The sequence below is a fragment of the Rodentibacter haemolyticus genome, assembly GCF_015356115.1.
Classification (GTDB): domain Bacteria; phylum Pseudomonadota; class Gammaproteobacteria; order Enterobacterales; family Pasteurellaceae; genus Rodentibacter; species Rodentibacter haemolyticus.
In genome coordinates this window covers 2,230,144-2,245,659 of the sequence record NZ_CP063056.1, presented here as the reverse complement: position 1 = coordinate 2,245,659, position 15,516 = coordinate 2,230,144, and the positions used below count along the sequence as shown (strand labels likewise).

At 40.2% G+C, this 15,516-nt stretch carries 17 protein-coding genes and 1 tRNA gene; 6 read left to right on the top strand and 12 right to left on the bottom strand.

Annotated elements, in window-relative coordinates; all coding sequences use genetic code 11:
• The first annotated feature begins 59 nt into the window (after positions 1–59).
• Positions 60–135, top strand: a tRNA-Asn gene (locus IHV77_RS10730).
• Between the two features lie 97 nt (positions 136–232).
• On the opposite strand, the gene zevB is transcribed toward IHV77_RS10730, so the two are convergent.
• Entirely contained in the window at positions 233–1,216 is a 984-nt protein-coding gene (gene zevB, locus IHV77_RS10725; RefSeq protein ID WP_408635299.1) for a zinc transporter permease subunit ZevB, read from the bottom strand.
• Positions 1,217–1,223: 7 nt separating this feature from the next.
• A complete protein-coding gene (gene zevA / locus IHV77_RS10720) occupies positions 1,224–1,805 on the bottom strand; it encodes a zinc transporter binding subunit ZevA (RefSeq protein ID WP_232842179.1) in 582 nt (193 codons plus the stop codon).
• Between the two features lie 395 nt (positions 1,806–2,200).
• Here zevA and ettA point away from each other — a divergent pair, with 395 nt between their 5' ends.
• From ettA to IHV77_RS10695, 5 genes are all read left to right on the top strand, one after another.
• Positions 2,201–3,871: an energy-dependent translational throttle protein EttA gene (gene ettA / locus IHV77_RS10715; protein ID WP_194811942.1), complete on the top strand. Its 1,671-nt coding sequence runs from the start codon at positions 2,201–2,203 to the stop codon at positions 3,869–3,871.
• A gap of 53 nt (positions 3,872–3,924) precedes the next feature.
• On the top strand, positions 3,925–4,350 hold the full coding sequence (locus IHV77_RS10710; protein WP_194813303.1) for a hypothetical protein: 426 nt from the start codon (positions 3,925–3,927) through the stop codon (positions 4,348–4,350).
• Positions 4,351–4,546: 196 nt separating this feature from the next.
• Positions 4,547–5,500: a glycosyltransferase family 9 protein gene (locus IHV77_RS10705; protein ID WP_194811941.1), complete on the top strand. Its 954-nt coding sequence runs from the start codon at positions 4,547–4,549 to the stop codon at positions 5,498–5,500.
• Positions 5,501–5,617: 117 nt separating this feature from the next.
• Entirely contained in the window at positions 5,618–6,475 is an 858-nt protein-coding gene (locus IHV77_RS10700) for an FkbM family methyltransferase (protein WP_194811940.1), read from the top strand.
• Positions 6,476–6,486: 11 nt separating this feature from the next.
• Complete coding sequence (locus IHV77_RS10695) at positions 6,487–6,828, top strand: SirB2 family protein (protein ID WP_194811939.1); 342 nt, start codon at positions 6,487–6,489, stop codon at positions 6,826–6,828.
• A 47-nt stretch (positions 6,829–6,875) separates the two neighbouring features.
• Here IHV77_RS10695 and yciH read toward each other — a convergent pair whose 3' ends face one another.
• The 10 genes from yciH to recJ all read right to left on the bottom strand — a co-directional run bounded on the left by yciH (position 6,876) and on the right by recJ (position 15,472).
• Positions 6,876–7,196, bottom strand: coding sequence for a stress response translation initiation inhibitor YciH (yciH, locus tag IHV77_RS10690; RefSeq protein WP_194811938.1), 321 nt, complete (start codon positions 7,194–7,196; stop codon positions 6,876–6,878).
• 2 nt (positions 7,197–7,198) lie between these two features.
• Positions 7,199–7,894: an orotidine-5'-phosphate decarboxylase gene (gene pyrF, locus IHV77_RS10685; protein WP_194811937.1), complete on the bottom strand. Its 696-nt coding sequence runs from the start codon at positions 7,892–7,894 to the stop codon at positions 7,199–7,201.
• Positions 7,895–7,918: 24 nt separating this feature from the next.
• The gene (gene lapB, locus IHV77_RS10680; protein ID WP_194811936.1) at positions 7,919–9,109 is read right to left on the bottom strand and encodes a lipopolysaccharide assembly protein LapB; all 1,191 of its coding nucleotides are present in this window, start codon (positions 9,107–9,109) and stop codon (positions 7,919–7,921) included.
• Positions 9,109–9,408, bottom strand: a complete 300-nt coding sequence (locus IHV77_RS10675) for a LapA family protein (protein ID WP_194811935.1) — start codon at positions 9,406–9,408, stop codon at positions 9,109–9,111. Before IHV77_RS10675 ends, lapB begins: the two co-directional genes overlap by 1 nt.
• Positions 9,409–9,492: 84 nt before the next feature.
• Complete coding sequence (locus IHV77_RS10670) at positions 9,493–9,777, bottom strand: integration host factor subunit beta (protein ID WP_194811934.1); 285 nt, start codon at positions 9,775–9,777, stop codon at positions 9,493–9,495.
• 143 nt (positions 9,778–9,920) lie between these two features.
• Entirely contained in the window at positions 9,921–11,570 is a 1,650-nt protein-coding gene (gene rpsA, locus IHV77_RS10665; protein ID WP_194811933.1) for a 30S ribosomal protein S1, read from the bottom strand.
• Positions 11,571–11,667: 97 nt separating this feature from the next.
• Positions 11,668–12,339: a (d)CMP kinase gene (cmk, locus tag IHV77_RS10660; RefSeq protein WP_194811932.1), complete on the bottom strand. Its 672-nt coding sequence runs from the start codon at positions 12,337–12,339 to the stop codon at positions 11,668–11,670.
• A gap of 25 nt (positions 12,340–12,364) precedes the next feature.
• Positions 12,365–13,054 carry a 5'-methylthioadenosine/adenosylhomocysteine nucleosidase gene (locus IHV77_RS10655; RefSeq protein ID WP_194811931.1) on the bottom strand — a complete coding sequence of 230 codons (690 nt, stop codon included), beginning with the start codon at positions 13,052–13,054 and terminating at the stop codon, positions 12,365–12,367.
• On the bottom strand, positions 13,051–13,752 hold the full coding sequence (locus tag IHV77_RS10650; RefSeq protein WP_194811930.1) for a thiol:disulfide interchange protein DsbA/DsbL: 702 nt from the start codon (positions 13,750–13,752) through the stop codon (positions 13,051–13,053). The genes IHV77_RS10655 and IHV77_RS10650 overlap by 4 nt, the downstream gene beginning before the upstream one ends.
• Positions 13,745–15,472 carry a single-stranded-DNA-specific exonuclease RecJ gene (gene recJ, locus IHV77_RS10645; protein WP_194811929.1) on the bottom strand — a complete coding sequence of 576 codons (1,728 nt, stop codon included), beginning with the start codon at positions 15,470–15,472 and terminating at the stop codon, positions 13,745–13,747. Before recJ ends, IHV77_RS10650 begins: the two co-directional genes overlap by 8 nt.
• Positions 15,473–15,516 lie beyond the last annotated feature (44 nt).

Genomic DNA, 15,516 nt, shown 5'->3' with positions numbered 1-15,516 from the left:
GACAAATGATATTCGGATCATTAGAATGCGCGACACGATTCCTTGTGATACAGAGTTATTCCTCCTTAGTTCAGTCGGTAGAACGGTGGACTGTTAATCCATATGTCGCTGGTTCAAGTCCAGCAGGAGGAGCCAATTTTCTTTTGGCTTAGTTTTCGTTTGTCTCCTTTGACGAATTCTAAATGACAAACCAAGAGAGTTTTGGGCCTATCCGGTGATAGGCTTCATTTTTTTAGCGAAAGAGTGCTGCACCGCCCGTTGCCGATAATGTTGTGCCGTACAATAAGCTAAGCGCAAAAAATATCATTATCGCCCCCGCTATACATTTCAATATTACATCACTTTTTTCCAACCAACTCGGTGATCGATACCATTGTGCTAATTTAATCGCATGTAAACGAATATATCGTACTAACAGTGCAAATGCCGATAACATCAAGCCCGTACCGAATGCCATTGCAAGTGTTGCCACCACGCCCCACCAATAAAGATCTAACATATAGGCAAAAAACAAAACGAAAATTGCCCCGGAGCAAGGGCGAATACCAATACTCAAAATCACTAATAATTTCGCTTTCCAATCATTCGCTTGCTGTAATTGTAAATCACTCGGTAAATGCTGATGCCCGCATGAACAAGAAGCTGTCGATTTTATCGGCAAAAAAACACGCGGATTTTTTACCGCACTTTGTTTTAACACTGAGAATTTTTGTACGGATTTAATCTGCAATCTATGCAACACCATATTTTTCTTACGCCAGTCTCTTATCCCCTGATAACCCCAACGCATTCCTAAAATTAATAAGAGCAAAAATGCCACACGTTCCAACCAAAGCTGACTCAATTGAAAATAATGTGATGAAAGGCGGAGTATCACGACAACAATCGTAGTGGCGGTAATAGCGACTATCCCCTGCATTAATGAAGATAAAAAAGTGAGTACCATACTGGTTTTCAATTGGCTTTGATGTGTTGAAAGATAACCGGCGATGATAAATTTGCCGTGTCCCGGTCCCAAAGCATGAATAACGCCATACAAAAAGCTCACGACAATGAGAGTAAAACCTGCCGTACCGGAATGCGCTTTGATTTGATGTAAATTTGCCGAAATAAACTGATTAAATACCCGTTGCCATTCCACGACTTTAACGAATAAATAAGGGAAGGCAACCGCAGCAATCAAAATTGTGGCGAACAAAATAATCCATTTTTTTATCATAATATTACTCACATTGAATTTGAATGGTTTGTGCAAACATCGTCCCCAGCGAATCATCTGTATCGCGCTGTGATTTATCTAATGAAGTAGCATAACGTCGCCATTTTTCATCAATATTCGGTTCAATCAGTTTTCCCTGACAATTTGCCGGCAACGCAGAAAAATCTACGGATTGCCGAACAGGTTCGGGATATAACATCGCTACATAATAGGTTTTATCATAAGTCATCAAGCTAAACTGATTAGCCGTCAATTTTTGCGGTGTCGCCAATAACACATCAAAATAATAATCTAAATAAGTGCCTTGTGCGCGCATACCGTAATTTTGCGGTGTCGCTTTATATTTAATCTTTTTATTATCTTTATCAAAGAAATAGCTGAAATAATGCTCCGCGACCACGTTTTTCATCACGTCATCCACTAAACGTTGTTTAGCCGTGGCATCACCTTCTGCCAGTACTAAGTCGTACAGCATTTCTGATGAACTTGCCTCATCCAACCGCCATTGCATACGAAATCCGGTCAGTTTCTCTTCATCCACCAATAGTTTAATCTTCATATCAATAAACGCATGGGGATGCGCCATTACCTGCGGTATCCAAGCCAGAAAAAGTAAGAAAAACTTTCTCAATGAATCCTCCTTTTTATTCATATTCGCTACAAAGTGGGGCATTCTACCACAATCAATTTCTTGATTTCTTTTAATTAAAAATGAAAATATCTCTCAATTTTTTTGACATATATCAAATAATTGTTTTATCACGGTTTTCTCTTCAAAAAATTTTCTGTATTATCCCGCCCCGTCAAGTGATTGCTTGATATTCATAAAGTTCCTAAATAAATAATCATAAATATAGCTAAACTACTTTCCTACCACCCTATTCGGGTGGTTTTTTTTTGCCTAAAATTTTTGGAATGTTAGGCAAATCAATAAACTTCAAGTAAAATGACCGCACTTTTTAACTGACGAAAAAGGTAATTATGTCCACTCAATTTGTTTACACAATGCACCGTGTCGGTAAGGTTGTTCCGCCGAAACGGCATATTTTAAAAGATATTTCCTTGAGCTTTTTCCCGGGGGCGAAAATCGGGGTCCTCGGCTTAAACGGAGCGGGGAAATCCACCCTGCTTCGCATTATGGCGGGTATTGACAAGGATATTGAGGGCGAAGCTCGCCCACAACCAGGGATTAAAATCGGCTATCTTCCGCAAGAACCTAAACTTGAGCCGCAACAAACGGTGCGGGAAGCGGTGGAAGAAGCGGTTGCCGAAGTCAAAAATGCTTTAACCCGTTTAGATGAAGTCTATGCCTTATATGCCGATCCCGATGTGGATTTCGATAAGCTCGCCGCAGAGCAAGCGGAATTGGAAGCGATTATTCAAGCTCACGATGGGCATAATTTAGACAATCAGTTAGAACGTGCCGCCGATGCATTACGCTTGCCGGATTGGGAGGCAAAAATTGAACATTTATCGGGAGGGGAACGCCGCCGTGTCGCCCTTTGCCGTCTGTTATTGGAAAAGCCGGATATGTTGCTACTGGACGAGCCGACCAACCACCTAGATGCAGAATCGGTGGCGTGGTTGGAACGTTTCCTCCACGATTACGAAGGTACGGTAGTGGCAATTACCCACGACCGTTACTTCTTGGACAACGTTGCCGGTTGGATCTTGGAGCTTGACCGTGGCGAAGGGATTCCTTGGGAAGGCAACTATTCCTCTTGGTTGGAGCAGAAAGAAAAACGCCTTGCCCAAGAGCAAGCGGCTGAATCGGCACGGCAAAAATCCATTGAGAAAGAGTTGGAGTGGGTTCGCCAAAATCCAAAAGGTCGCCAAGCGAAAAGCAAAGCCCGTATGGCACGCTTTGAAGAACTTAATTCCGGCGAATATCAAAAACGTAACGAAACCAACGAACTCTTTATTCCACCTGGCCCTCGCTTAGGGGATAAGGTGATCGAAGTGCAAAACCTCACTAAATCCTACGGCGACCGCACCTTGATTGATAATTTATCCTTCTCGATTCCGAAAGGTGCGATTGTCGGTATTATCGGGGCGAACGGGGCGGGTAAATCCACCTTATTCCGTATGCTTTCAGGGCAAGAACAACCGGATAGCGGCTCAATCGTACTCGGTGAAACCGTGGTAATAGCATCGGTGGATCAATTCCGTGATGCAATGGATAACAGCAAAACCGTGTGGGAGGAAGTGTCTGGCGGTTTGGATATTATGCGGATCGGCAACTTTGAAATTCCAAGCCGTGCCTATGTGGGACGATTCAACTTCAAAGGCGTAGATCAGCAAAAACGGGTGGGCGAACTCTCCGGCGGTGAACGTGGGCGGTTACATTTGGCAAAATTATTGCAAGTGGGCGGCAACGTGTTATTACTGGACGAGCCGACCAACGATTTAGACGTGGAAACCTTGCGGGCATTGGAAAATGCGATCTTGGAATTTCCGGGCTGTGCCTTAGTGATTTCCCACGACCGCTGGTTCTTAGACCGTATCGCCACCCACATTCTCGACTACGGCGATGAAGGCAAAGTAACTTTCTACGAAGGCAACTTCACCGATTATGAGGAATGGAAAAAGAAAACCCTCGGGGCTGATGCCGTTCAACCGCACCGCATCAAATATAAACGGATTGCGAAGTAATAAAAATTTGACCGCTCTTTTTTTTAAGAGCGGTTTTAATTAAGGAAAGCAATATGAATTTATTATTACTCTCTGAACCGCCTTATCAAGAATTAGGCCAATTAGATCAAGAATGGATAAAAAATTTAGATTTACAAACGCTCCCTGATCATATTCACAAAGGATATTTGACGGGAATTAATGATAATTTATTTGACAATATTCTAATCTCTCAAAAAATTTTATCTGAATTATTACAGACAGACAGACAGACAGACAGACAGACAGACAGACAGACAGACAGACAGACAGACAGACAGACAGACTATGCTATCAATTGGTTACGGATACTCAAGCCCAATGGTCAACTAATTCTTGAAAAATCAGAATATTGCGATTTAGATTCTTTGGTCATTACGCTTTCTCCTCTTATTTCTCATTTTGAATGGAAAAATAATCTTTTTGTTATTCATAAAAAAACATTATTTATTACCTACTGAATTTCTACTTAATAAAGCCTTAGTTGCCGAGCATAGAAACCAAATAGCACAAGCTCATTACTATTATCAGTTATTAAAATATAGCGCACCTAAAAAGTTAGAAACCTATTACCATATCTCTAATTTTCACCTAAGGCAAAAACAATTAAACCAAATAGATTCACTATGGAAGGAGGGATTAACTCAAACAAATAATATGCCAGCGATTAAAAATAATTGGGTGGATAATATGCTGAGAAAAGGTGAATATCAAAGAGCATTCCAAATTCGAGAAGAAATTTTTACAGATGATCCTGAACGCTGTTCTATCCTTCCTCCAAAAGAAAAACGCTGGAAAGGCGAAGATTTAAATGGAAAAACTTTTGTTTTTTGGTCTGAAGCCGGCTTTGGAGATGAAATTATGTTTAGCCAGCTTGCCTATTATTTTAAGCATGAATTAAAAGTTAAACACCTTATTATTTTTGCAAGGCAAACTGTCGTTCAACTATTAAAATCTAATTTAGATGTCGATGAAGTTTATGCCTTGGAAGATGGTGTAACTTTTAGCTATGATTATTGGGAATGGCCACATGGTTTACTCGCCCACATTAGTACGCCTTTACAACAAATTCCTCGACGTATGCCATTTTTATTTGCTGAGCCTAAAAAGATTGAGTTTTTCTCTTCACTGGTTAAAAAATCCCAACAAGATAGCATTGCTGTTGGCTTAGTTTGGCATGGACGATTAGATCTTCCCATTAGTCCATTACGTTCTATCTATGATCTTCACCTGCTTGAACCCTTACTTACTCTACCAAATATCCGTTGGTTTAACTTACAGTTTGAACTCACCGATGAAGAAAAAACTTGGATAGATAAGCACCATATTGTTAATTTAATGGATAATATCCGTGATTTTAGCGATACTGCAGCATTAATCAGTTCATTGGATTTAGTTATCAGTGTTGATACCTCTATCGTACATTTATCGGGCGCATTAGGTGTCCAAACCTTTGTCCCTACCTTGCCTATTTTCAGTTCTTGGCGTTGGGGATTACCGCAGCAACGACGTACCGATTGGTATGATAATGTACAAATTTTTCGCTCGCTTGATCCTCTTGCTAACTGGCAAGATATTCTGGAGATGATTAGAAATGAGCTAAAACAATAGAGTATCAACTTATTGAGAAAAAAGTGCGGTCAAACTATCGTTAGTTTTTTTATTCATACTAAAAATACGCTATTATGCTAGCTTTCAAACCTCTTTCCCCATTATCAGGAGTAAATTATGAAGCATATCACCAGACCACAACCCTTTGTGTTAAGCTCAACCAATTTCGGAACCTTAATTATTAATCACCTTGACAAACAAACTAATTTGGCAGGACATACTTATGGAGTCGGACATCAATTTCTATCCACAGGATCTTTCGATCCTCAAGAAATACAAAATGCGCTGACGATTCTTAATCTTCGCCGAAAACATTTTGGGGATAATGTGATCGCATTAGACTGTGGAGCCAATATTGGAGCGCATACTATTCCTTGGAGTATTGAAATGACAGAATGGGGAAAAGTGATCGCTTTTGAAGCACAAGAACGAATTTACTATGCCTTAGCCGGCAATATTGCACTAAATAACTGCTTTAATGCGAAAGCCATCTATGGTGCATTAGGTAATCCTCAGCCAGCCAGCCAGCCAGCCAGCCAGCCAGCCAGCCAGCCAGCCAGCCAGCCAGCCAGCCAGCCAGCCAGCCAGCCAATGTTAGACATTCCTATCATTGATTACAATAGACCTTCATCATTTGGTAGCTTAGAATTACAATCTAGTCCGACTAATGAAAATATCGGTCAAATCGTTGATTATCAAAAAACACAGAAAGTTCCACTAATAAGTATTGATTCACTACAACTTGAACGAATTGATTTCATCAAAATTGATGTAGAAGGAATGGAACTTAGCGTATTAACCGGTGCATTAGAATCTATTAAGCGGCATAAACCTATTATGACGATTGAAATATTAAAATCTAATCAACAAGATATTATCAATTTACTCTCACCGCTTAATTATAAATTCTTCCCAATGGGAATTAATTTATTGGCAGTGCATCAAGATGATCCTACTATTCAAAATATTAACTAAATAGAGCAACTATGTTAATTAACTTACACATTTTATTTGCATTTTTAAGTTTAAGCTTATTAATCATTCGTGCATTTATGCAATTAACCCATAAAGATTGGCGAGGCGTAAAATTACTAAAAATTTTACCTCATATTAGCGATACAATATTACTTGCCAGTGGCATTTATATTCTCTCGCTTTGGCAATTCGAGGTTCCTTTGTGGCTTACAGGAAAGTTTGTTTTATTAATACTGTACATTATTTTCTCTGCAAAATTCTTTAGTAAAAAACAAGCTAAAAATCGACCGCACTTTTTTATCCTTGCTCTCAGTTGTTTTGTTGGAGCAATGTTATTGGCATATTGGCATTAACAAAAATACCGAGCAATGCTCGGTATTTTCTTTTATTCTCACCTCAATCAGCCACCGGCCAATTTAACGACAAATCCCTTTGCTTCTAATAAAGTTTTGAGTAAATCCCGCTTTTCACCTTGAATTTCAATATTCCCTTCTTTAACCGAACCGCCACAACCACAACATTTCTTGAATTCTGCCGCAAGTTTCTTCAATTCATCATCAGGAAGATCCAGTCCTGTAATAACTGAAACACCGGCGCCTTTTCGACCGCTTGTCTGCTTTTGAATACGAACAATGCCGTCTCCTTTAGGACGTGATGATTGTGTTTTTTCTTGTTTAATACGCCCACTTTCCGTGGAATAGACCAAAATAGAATCCGACATAACTATTGTTCAATTGAAGTATTAATTGAGCGAAGCACTTCCGCCGGATTTTCAGCCTGTGTGATCGGACGACCAATGACTAAATAGTCCGAACCGGAGCGAATTGCAGCCGCCGGCGTCATTACGCGGCGCTGATCGCCAAAATCCGCACCAATAGGGCGAATCCCCGGTGTAACCAATTTAAAATCCGAGCCACAAGCATTACGTAAAATTTCCACTTCTTGCGGAGAACAAACTACGCCGTCTAATCCTGCACGTTGAGTTAAGTGAGCAAGACGCAATACTTGTTCCATTGGTGAGGCATTAATACCAATTTGCAATAGATCTAAATCTTCCATACTGGTTAAAACCGTTACTGCAATCAAAAGCGGCGCATCTTTACCATAAGGCTCAAGAATTTTTTTCGCCTCCTCCATCATTTTGAGACCACCACTTGCATGCACATCCACCATCCATACGCCTAAATCAGCGGCTGAACGCACTGCTCTTGCCACTGTATTTGGTATATCATGGAATTTTAAATCAAGGAATACATCAAAATCACGTTGGTGGAGCTGTTTAACAAAATTTGTTCCTAGTGTCGTAAACATTTCTTTTCCGACTTTTAAACGGCATAAACTCGGATCAATCTGATCAACTAATGCAAGTGCTTCCGCTTCCGTTTCATAATCAAGGGCGATAATAACTTTACTGGTCATAATTTTTACCTCTCTGTGTATCTTTTAATTATGTTCTTGTGAAGACAATGGTTTAATACTTTCCCAATGACGGCAAGATGGACAATTCCAAAGTAAACTGTGAATTTGGTAGCCACAGTTTGAACAGCAATAAGCTGCACTCTGTTTGATTCTCTCCCCCACCATTTTATGAAGTAAGATAAGACTTTCCTTTCCTCTACCCTCTCCTACATCATCAATTTGATATTGAATAAAACGGTGAAAGATAAGTGTACTCGGCTTTTTTGTCAGTTGTTGGTAAAGTTTGGCTTGTGCCGCGGATTTACCATCTTTTTCTTCAATTAACTCGGCTAAGGCCAGATCAACATCATCATTTTTTACTTGTTGGCCTGCCCGAATTAAAAATAATTCAAAATTTTCAATCTGATCTAATTCTTTATAGCAATACTTCAATGTTGATAATACTTCACCAATATAATCCGAATTTTGATGAAGTACGTTTTCCAATGTTTTAATCGCTCGTTGATATTCGTTTTCTTGAATATCTAAATCTGCTAATAATATGGAAGCTCTAACACAAGTTGAAGAAACAAGAAGGGCTTTTTGCAAAATACTACGTTTTTCAACCGCACTTTCAGCGCTTAAACTTTGGGCATATTCACAATAACACTGTGCTAATTCAATACTATTTTCTTGCGGACAAATTTTAGCGAGCTTTTCAGCGATATTAACCGCTTTTTTCCATTCTTTTGTTTTTTGATAAATCAGCAAGAGTTGTTGTAATGCGTTTTGAGCAAATTCAGGTTCATCAACCAATAAAATATAAAGATTTTCAGCACGATCAAAAAAACCAATAGTCATAAAATCACGTGCCAATTGTTGCTTCGCAAGCAATTTCTGTTCAAAAGAATAATGAGGACTGCGATCAAGCGCTTGATGAATACGGAGTGCGCGATCAACTTCGCCACGAGAGCGAAATAAATTACCGAGGGTGAGTTCGGCTTCAAATTGAGAGTGGCTTTCTATTTCATTTTCAGTTTCTTGCTTTTGTAATATATTCAAAAACAAATCTACTGCTTTATCGGTTTGGTTAGAAAGTAAAAAATTGACGCCCGTGACATAATCACGGGAAAGTTTGTTGCTAATATCTTCCTGATCTTTTTTTGCACTACGCTGACCCATGTACCAACCATAAGCCGCAGCAATAGGCAAAAGCAGAAAGAGTAATTCAAGCATTATTCAGCCTTAGCCTTATCACGCGCGGTCGTTAATTCATTAATTTGTAAAGTTTGACGCTTAATTTGGCGATTCAAGGACATATTTTTGAGTTTCAACTTTAAATAGAAAAAACCAGTAATAAACCAACCTAAAATTAATCCTAATCCGAATAAAATGGCAACGAGTGTTGAAAGTTGGAATTGGCTTTCTGCAACAATGTAATTGAAAGTGATAATTTGATCATTATTCGCTCCCACCGTAATTGCAACAAGCACAATAGCCAAAACAATAATAAATCCCAAAATGTACTTAATCATAAAATAACCCTTTAAGAAAATTTTTTCTATTATGCCAAAATTTCCTATGAAAAACGACACTAAGTGCCGTTATTTCATTATTTTTCAAGCGAATACATCCACTCGTTCTTTCAGTTCTTTACCTGCTTTAAAATGAGGTACACATTTTGCTTCTAGTTTGACAGTCTCACCCGTCTTCGGATTTCTACCTAAGCGAGGCTGACGATAGTGAAGCGAGAAACTACCAAAGCCACGGATTTCTACGCGATTGGCGTCTTCCAGCGATTGAGCAATGAGCTCTAAAATATCTTTTACGATGCCTTCAACTTCCTTTGCTGATAAAGAGGGATGCTTGGCGGATAAATTTTCGATAAGCTCTGATTTCGTCATCGTATTGCTCCTTTGTTATCTATCAATGTACTCACTTACGACAATAAGACCTATTAATAATTCATTATTTTGCAACGATAAATTATTAATAACTCTTTTTAAAAAAAAGGCTGGGATTTACCCAGCCTTACCGAATAAATTAATTATTCACCTTTAGCTGCTTTGAATGCTTCAGCCATAGCATTTGGAATAGCAACTTCTTCTTGTTTGTTATTCACACTTGCCACTGCTGCCGCTTCTTCAGCTTGATCTTTCGCTTTTACAGATAAATGAACGATACGGGCTTTACGATCCACACCGGTGTATTTCGCTTCCACTACATCACCTACTGCAACTTCGTTTGTTAAGTCAGATGTACGAATGTAACCTTCAGCACCACCGACCAATTCAACTTTAGCACCTTTTACGTCCACTTCAACTACGGCTGCAGAAACAACCGCACCTTTTTTGTTAATTGAAATGAAGTTATTGAACGGATCTTCTTCAAGTTGTTTAATACCTAAAGAAATACGTTCTTTAACTGCATCTACCGCTAATACCACAGCAGAAACTTCGTCGCCTTTTTTGTAGTTACGAACAGCTTCTTCACCCGGTACATTCCAAGAAATATCAGATAAATGCACTAAACCGTCAATACCGCCTTCAAGACCGATGAAGATACCGAAATCAGTGATAGATTTAATCTTACCGGTTACTTTATCGCCTTTATTATGAGTTTCAGCGAACTGAGTCCAAGGATTAGGTTTGCACTGTTTTAAACCTAGAGAAATACGACGACGTTCTTCATCGATTTCTAATACCATTACTTCAACAGTATCGCCTAAGCTCACTACTTTAGACGGATGGATGTTTTTGTTAGTCCAATCCATTTCAGAAACGTGAACCAAACCTTCAACACCATCTAAAATTTCTACAAAGCAGCCGTAATCGGTTAAATTAGTTACTTTACCTGTTAATTTGCTATTTACAGGGTGATTTTCAGCGATTGCAGCCCAAGGATCTTGACCTAGTTGTTTTAAACCTAAAGATACACGGGTACGATCTTTGTCGAATTTTAATACTTTAACCGTTACTTCATCACCTACATTTACGATTTCACTTGGATGTTTAACACGTTTCCAAGCCATATCGGTGATGTGTAATAAACCGTCAACCCCACCTAAATCTACGAATGCACCGTAGTCGGTTAAGTTTTTAACGATACCTTTAACTTCTGAACCTTCAACAAGGTTTTCTAACACTTGTTCACGTTCTTGGCTGTTTTCAGATTCAATCACCGCACGACGAGAAACAACCACGTTGTTGCGTTTTTGATCTAATTTAATTACTTTAAATTCTAATTCTTTACCTAATAAATGATCCGCATCACGAGCAGGACGAGTATCAACTAAAGAACCCGGTAAGAATGCACGAACACCGTTTAACTCAACTGTGAAACCACCTTTCACTTTGCCGTTGACTAAACCGATAACGGTCGCTTTATCTTCGTAAGCTTTTTCTAATTCGATCCAAGATTCGTGACGAACCGCTTTCTCACGAGAAAGTTTAGTTTCGCCGAAACCATCTTCAACTGCGTCTAATGCCACATTCACAGTGTCGCCGACTTGAATTTCAAGTTCGCCTTGTGCATTTAAAAATTCAGCAACCGGAATTGCAGATTCGGATTTTAAACCGGCATCAACGAGTACGAAACCTTTTTGGATAGCTACTACAGTACCGCTAACGATTGAACCTTGACGAGTTTCAAGACCTTTTAATGATTCTTCAAAAAGTTGAGCAAAAGATTCTGACATATAAATAATCTTCTTTAAAAGTTAATAACATCCACATTTTATCCATAATATGTGGGGTTGGTAATAAACGTTTATTCATCCTTGAATAAACCGGAGATTAACCCTTTGTACGTTGCCGAATATAATCCAACGCCTGAGCAATGACCTCATCAATACTCAATGTCGTGCTGTCTAACAACAACGCATCTTCAGCCGGTTTAAGAGGCGCAACTTCACGGTTTCTATCCCGAAAATCGCGTTCCTGTATCTCGGCTAAAATCTGCGCAAAGTTACCACTAATTCCGTTATTTTGCAACTGTTTGTAGCGTCTTTTTGCACGTTCTTCCGCACTCGCATCTAAAAATAACTTCACTTGTGCATTCGGAAACACCACCGTTCCCATATCCCGCCCATCTGCAATCAGCCCGTCATTTTTGGCGAAATTTTGCTGAAGTTGCAATAAAGCGGTTCGAACTCTCGGAAAGATTGCGATTTTCGATGCGCCATTCGCTACTTCCTGGGTACGAATTAAATGGCTTACATTCTCACCATTCAATACAATCTTCACTTCTCCATCTTCCGGTATGAATTGAATATCTAAACTACGCGCCAACTCTGCCAACGCTAATTCATCCGATAAATCGACCGCACTTTTCAACGCCGCTAACGCTGTAACACGATAGATTGCCCCACTGTCCAGTAAGGCATACCCGAGTTTTTCAGCTAAAGCATAACACAGCGTACCCTTACCTACGCCACTTGGACCATCAACGGTAATGATCATTCCCATCTCATCGCTCCTAATAAACCATTAACTACAATCTATCCAACATTCCTAACACTAATGCCGAGGATTGTTTCGCCGCCAATGGTAAAAACTCGTCAAAAGACATACTAGCCTCCCCATCTCCGGCATCAGAAATAGCTCGAACCACCACAAAGGGCACATCAAAAGCGTGGCATATTTGCGCAATAGCGGTTGCTTCCATTTCTACGCCCACTACATTCGGAAAATCAAGTTTAATCGCTGTGATTTTTTCTTCGCTATTGATAAAACTATCACCCGAACAAATCAAACCCCGTTTCACCGATTGCCCTTGTGCTTGTGCGATTTCTTCCGCTAAATCCGCCAAGTTTTTATCCGATAAAAATGCCGCCGGATTCGCAGGCAGTTGACCTTTTTCATAACCAAATGCGGTAACATCCGCATCGTGATAGCGTGTTTCATCAGAAATAACAATATCACCGACTTTTAACCCTTTTGCCACACCGCCGGCAGAACCGGTATTTATTACCATATCCGGTTTTGTCAGTTGCAATAAGGCGGTTGTACCTAAGGCTGCCGCCACTTTACCAATGCCCGATTGCAATAAGGCGACATCTTTTCCATTAATTTTACCCTCAAAAATGACCGCACTTGCAATGCGTGTTTCCGTTTTATCTTCCATTAACCCGGCTAAAATTTCCACTTCTTGCGCCATGGCGCCGACAATACCGATTTTCATTTTTTACGTTCCCTTTCTAATTTATCGACTAAATAATCCAACACCGCTACGGCATAATCATCATTATAAAGCGTGCTGGCAGTAAGTACGTATTTACCGCCAATAACAACGTAAGGATAAGTAAATACCCCATATTCCTCCGTTAATTCAACGGCATCTTGCACCTGCTCTTTCACGGAATCCGAATTTTTTATTTGTGAAAAGGCATACTTATCAATCCCCTTTTTCTCCGCCCATTCCAGGATTTTGGCAGAAGAAGCCAATTCTTCATAGCGAGATTTTTCCGAAGTTTCAAATAACAGCACATTTAACAGTTCATCTGCTTTTAGTGTTTTTAAAGTATAAAATACCCTTGCGCTAAATTGGCTTTCCGCCGTTGCGACGGGGTATTGTTCCAAAGCAATTTTATTCGGGCGTATCTGAGCATAAAGCTCCAAAATATCCAGTGCAGACGAACATACTCGACAATCATAATCAAAAAAGAATTGAATACGAATTTTTTTGTCTGCCCGTAAAGGTTGTTTAATTGGTTCTTGATAGGAAAAATAATCCCGTCCGTCCTCAAATCTTAACGTATCTACAGAAGGTAAATAAGGTTGATTCTGAACGAAAAAATCTTTTTGGTTCGGTTCGGCAAAGGCAAATTGTGTCACACTAAACAAAGCGAAAGAATGCCATCGCCGTTTTATTTTACTCATCAATGGGCTCAATATAATCTATCAATAACTGTACACAACGATTACCACGAAACTCATTTATATCCAGCTTGTAAGCTAGACGTGCCTGTTTTATGGATAAATCCGGATAGCAGCGAGTGTCAATATTAAAAGCAATGGCATCTAAAAGCGGTCCGCCTGATTTCGGTTCAACCAACATTTTTAGATGATTACGGCTTGCCCCCACTACCCGCTGTTCCAAAATTTTAAATTCCCCGTCAAAAGAAGGTTCGGGAAATCCCTGTCCCCAAGGCCCTGCTGCCTTTAGTTGTTCAGCCGTATCAAGCGTAAACTCACTTGAGTTCAGCTCGCCATCAGTCCAAATCACACCTTGTAGACGTTCTTCGTCCAACCATTTCATAACGGTTTGATTAAAAATTTGCTGAAATTCTCCAAAGCGCTCTTCACGAATGCTCAGCCCTGCCGCCATTGCATGGCCGCCAAATTTTAGGATCATATCGGGATATTGAGAATGAATTCTTTCCAACAGATCCCGAATGTGTAAACCTTCGATAGAACGTGCCGAACCTTTCAACACGCCCGCTTCATCTTGTGCAAACGCAATGACCGGTCGATGATATTGATCTTTAATTCGAGAGGAAACAATCCCCAACACGCCTTGATGCCAATCCGCTTGATAAAGCGCAATACCGATGGGTAATTCCTTGAAAAGTGCGGTCAAATTTCGGCAAATTTCTAAGGCCTCAAGTTTCATTCCCGCTTCAATTTCTTTACGGGTTTGGTTTAGCTGATCGAGATCTAAAGCCAATTCGCGCGCCCTTTGCATATTTTCGGCGAGTAACAGTTCCACACCAAGGGACATATTATCCAATCGCCCTGCCGCATTTAAACGGGGAGCAATAGAAAAGCCGAGATCCCCGGCTGAGCATTGTTCAATATTACGGTTTGCCACTTCCGCTAAAGCGACAATTCCCGGGCGACAATGTTTGGCACGAATACGCATTAATCCTTGATGTGCCAAAATGCGATTATTTTGATCGAGCGGTACGACATCGGCAATCGTACCAAGTGCGACAAGATCGAGCAATTCGGTAAAATTGGGTTGCGTTTTTTCCGTAAAAACGCCGATCTCTCGAAATTTAGCCCGCACGGCAAGCATAAGATAAAAAGCAACCCCTACGCCAGCCAAGGATTTTGAAGGGAAATCGCATTGACTCAAATTCGGATTCACTATCGCATCGGCAGGCGGCAAAATTTCCGAAGGTAAATGGTGATCTGTGACCAAAACCTGCACACCTCGCGCTTTTAAAAATTCGACACCTTCAAAAGAGGAAACGCCGTTATCTACCGTCATCAATAACTGAACGCCTTTTTCAATCGCCATTTCCGCCACGGGAATACTTAAGCCATAACCTTGCTCAAAGCGATTAGGCACAAGATAATCAACATCGGTAAAACCCAACTGACGGAGAGCAAGCACGCTCAATGCCGTGCTTGTTGCGCCATCCGCATCAAAATCGCCGACAATCACTATTTTCCGTTGCTGTTGATAAGCCGACACCAGCAATTCTACGGCTTGAGTAACGCCGTATAGCCGGGCCGGATTCAACATTGATTTTAAAGTGCGGTCTAATTCTTGAGTGTTTTTTATATGGCGTGCACGATAAAGACGATCCAGCAACGGATTTTCTGAAACAAAATTTCCTGCCGGAATTTCACGACGTTTGATGAGTTTGTTCACAACAATTAATAAACTAAATAAAGAACCCGAACAATAAGCACTGT

Excerpts from the sequence above, each read along its gene's own strand:
- zevA (WP_232842179.1), bottom strand. The coding sequence starts at position 1,805 with ATGGCGCATCCCCATGCGTTTATTGATATGAAGATTAAACTATTGGTG.
- ettA (WP_194811942.1), top strand. The coding sequence starts at position 2,201 with ATGTCCACTCAATTTGTTTACACAATGCACCGTGTCGGTAAGGTTGTT.
- IHV77_RS10710 (WP_194813303.1), top strand. The coding sequence starts at position 3,925 with ATGAATTTATTATTACTCTCTGAACCGCCTTATCAAGAATTAGGCCAA.
- IHV77_RS10705 (WP_194811941.1), top strand. The coding sequence starts at position 4,547 with ATGCCAGCGATTAAAAATAATTGGGTGGATAATATGCTGAGAAAAGGT.
- IHV77_RS10700 (WP_194811940.1), top strand. The coding sequence starts at position 5,618 with ATGAAGCATATCACCAGACCACAACCCTTTGTGTTAAGCTCAACCAAT.
- IHV77_RS10695 (WP_194811939.1), top strand. The coding sequence starts at position 6,487 with ATGTTAATTAACTTACACATTTTATTTGCATTTTTAAGTTTAAGCTTA.
- yciH (WP_194811938.1), bottom strand. The coding sequence starts at position 7,196 with ATGTCGGATTCTATTTTGGTCTATTCCACGGAAAGTGGGCGTATTAAA.
- pyrF (WP_194811937.1), bottom strand. The coding sequence starts at position 7,894 with ATGACCAGTAAAGTTATTATCGCCCTTGATTATGAAACGGAAGCGGAA.
- lapB (WP_194811936.1), bottom strand. The coding sequence starts at position 9,109 with ATGCTTGAATTACTCTTTCTGCTTTTGCCTATTGCTGCGGCTTATGGT.
- IHV77_RS10675 (WP_194811935.1), bottom strand. The coding sequence starts at position 9,408 with ATGATTAAGTACATTTTGGGATTTATTATTGTTTTGGCTATTGTGCTT.
- IHV77_RS10670 (WP_194811934.1), bottom strand. The coding sequence starts at position 9,777 with ATGACGAAATCAGAGCTTATCGAAAATTTATCCGCCAAGCATCCCTCT.
- rpsA (WP_194811933.1), bottom strand. The coding sequence starts at position 11,570 with ATGTCAGAATCTTTTGCTCAACTTTTTGAAGAATCATTAAAAGGTCTT.
- cmk (WP_194811932.1), bottom strand. The coding sequence starts at position 12,339 with ATGGGAATGATCATTACCGTTGATGGTCCAAGTGGCGTAGGTAAGGGT.
- IHV77_RS10655 (WP_194811931.1), bottom strand. The coding sequence starts at position 13,054 with ATGAAAATCGGTATTGTCGGCGCCATGGCGCAAGAAGTGGAAATTTTA.
- IHV77_RS10650 (WP_194811930.1), bottom strand. The coding sequence starts at position 13,752 with ATGAGTAAAATAAAACGGCGATGGCATTCTTTCGCTTTGTTTAGTGTG.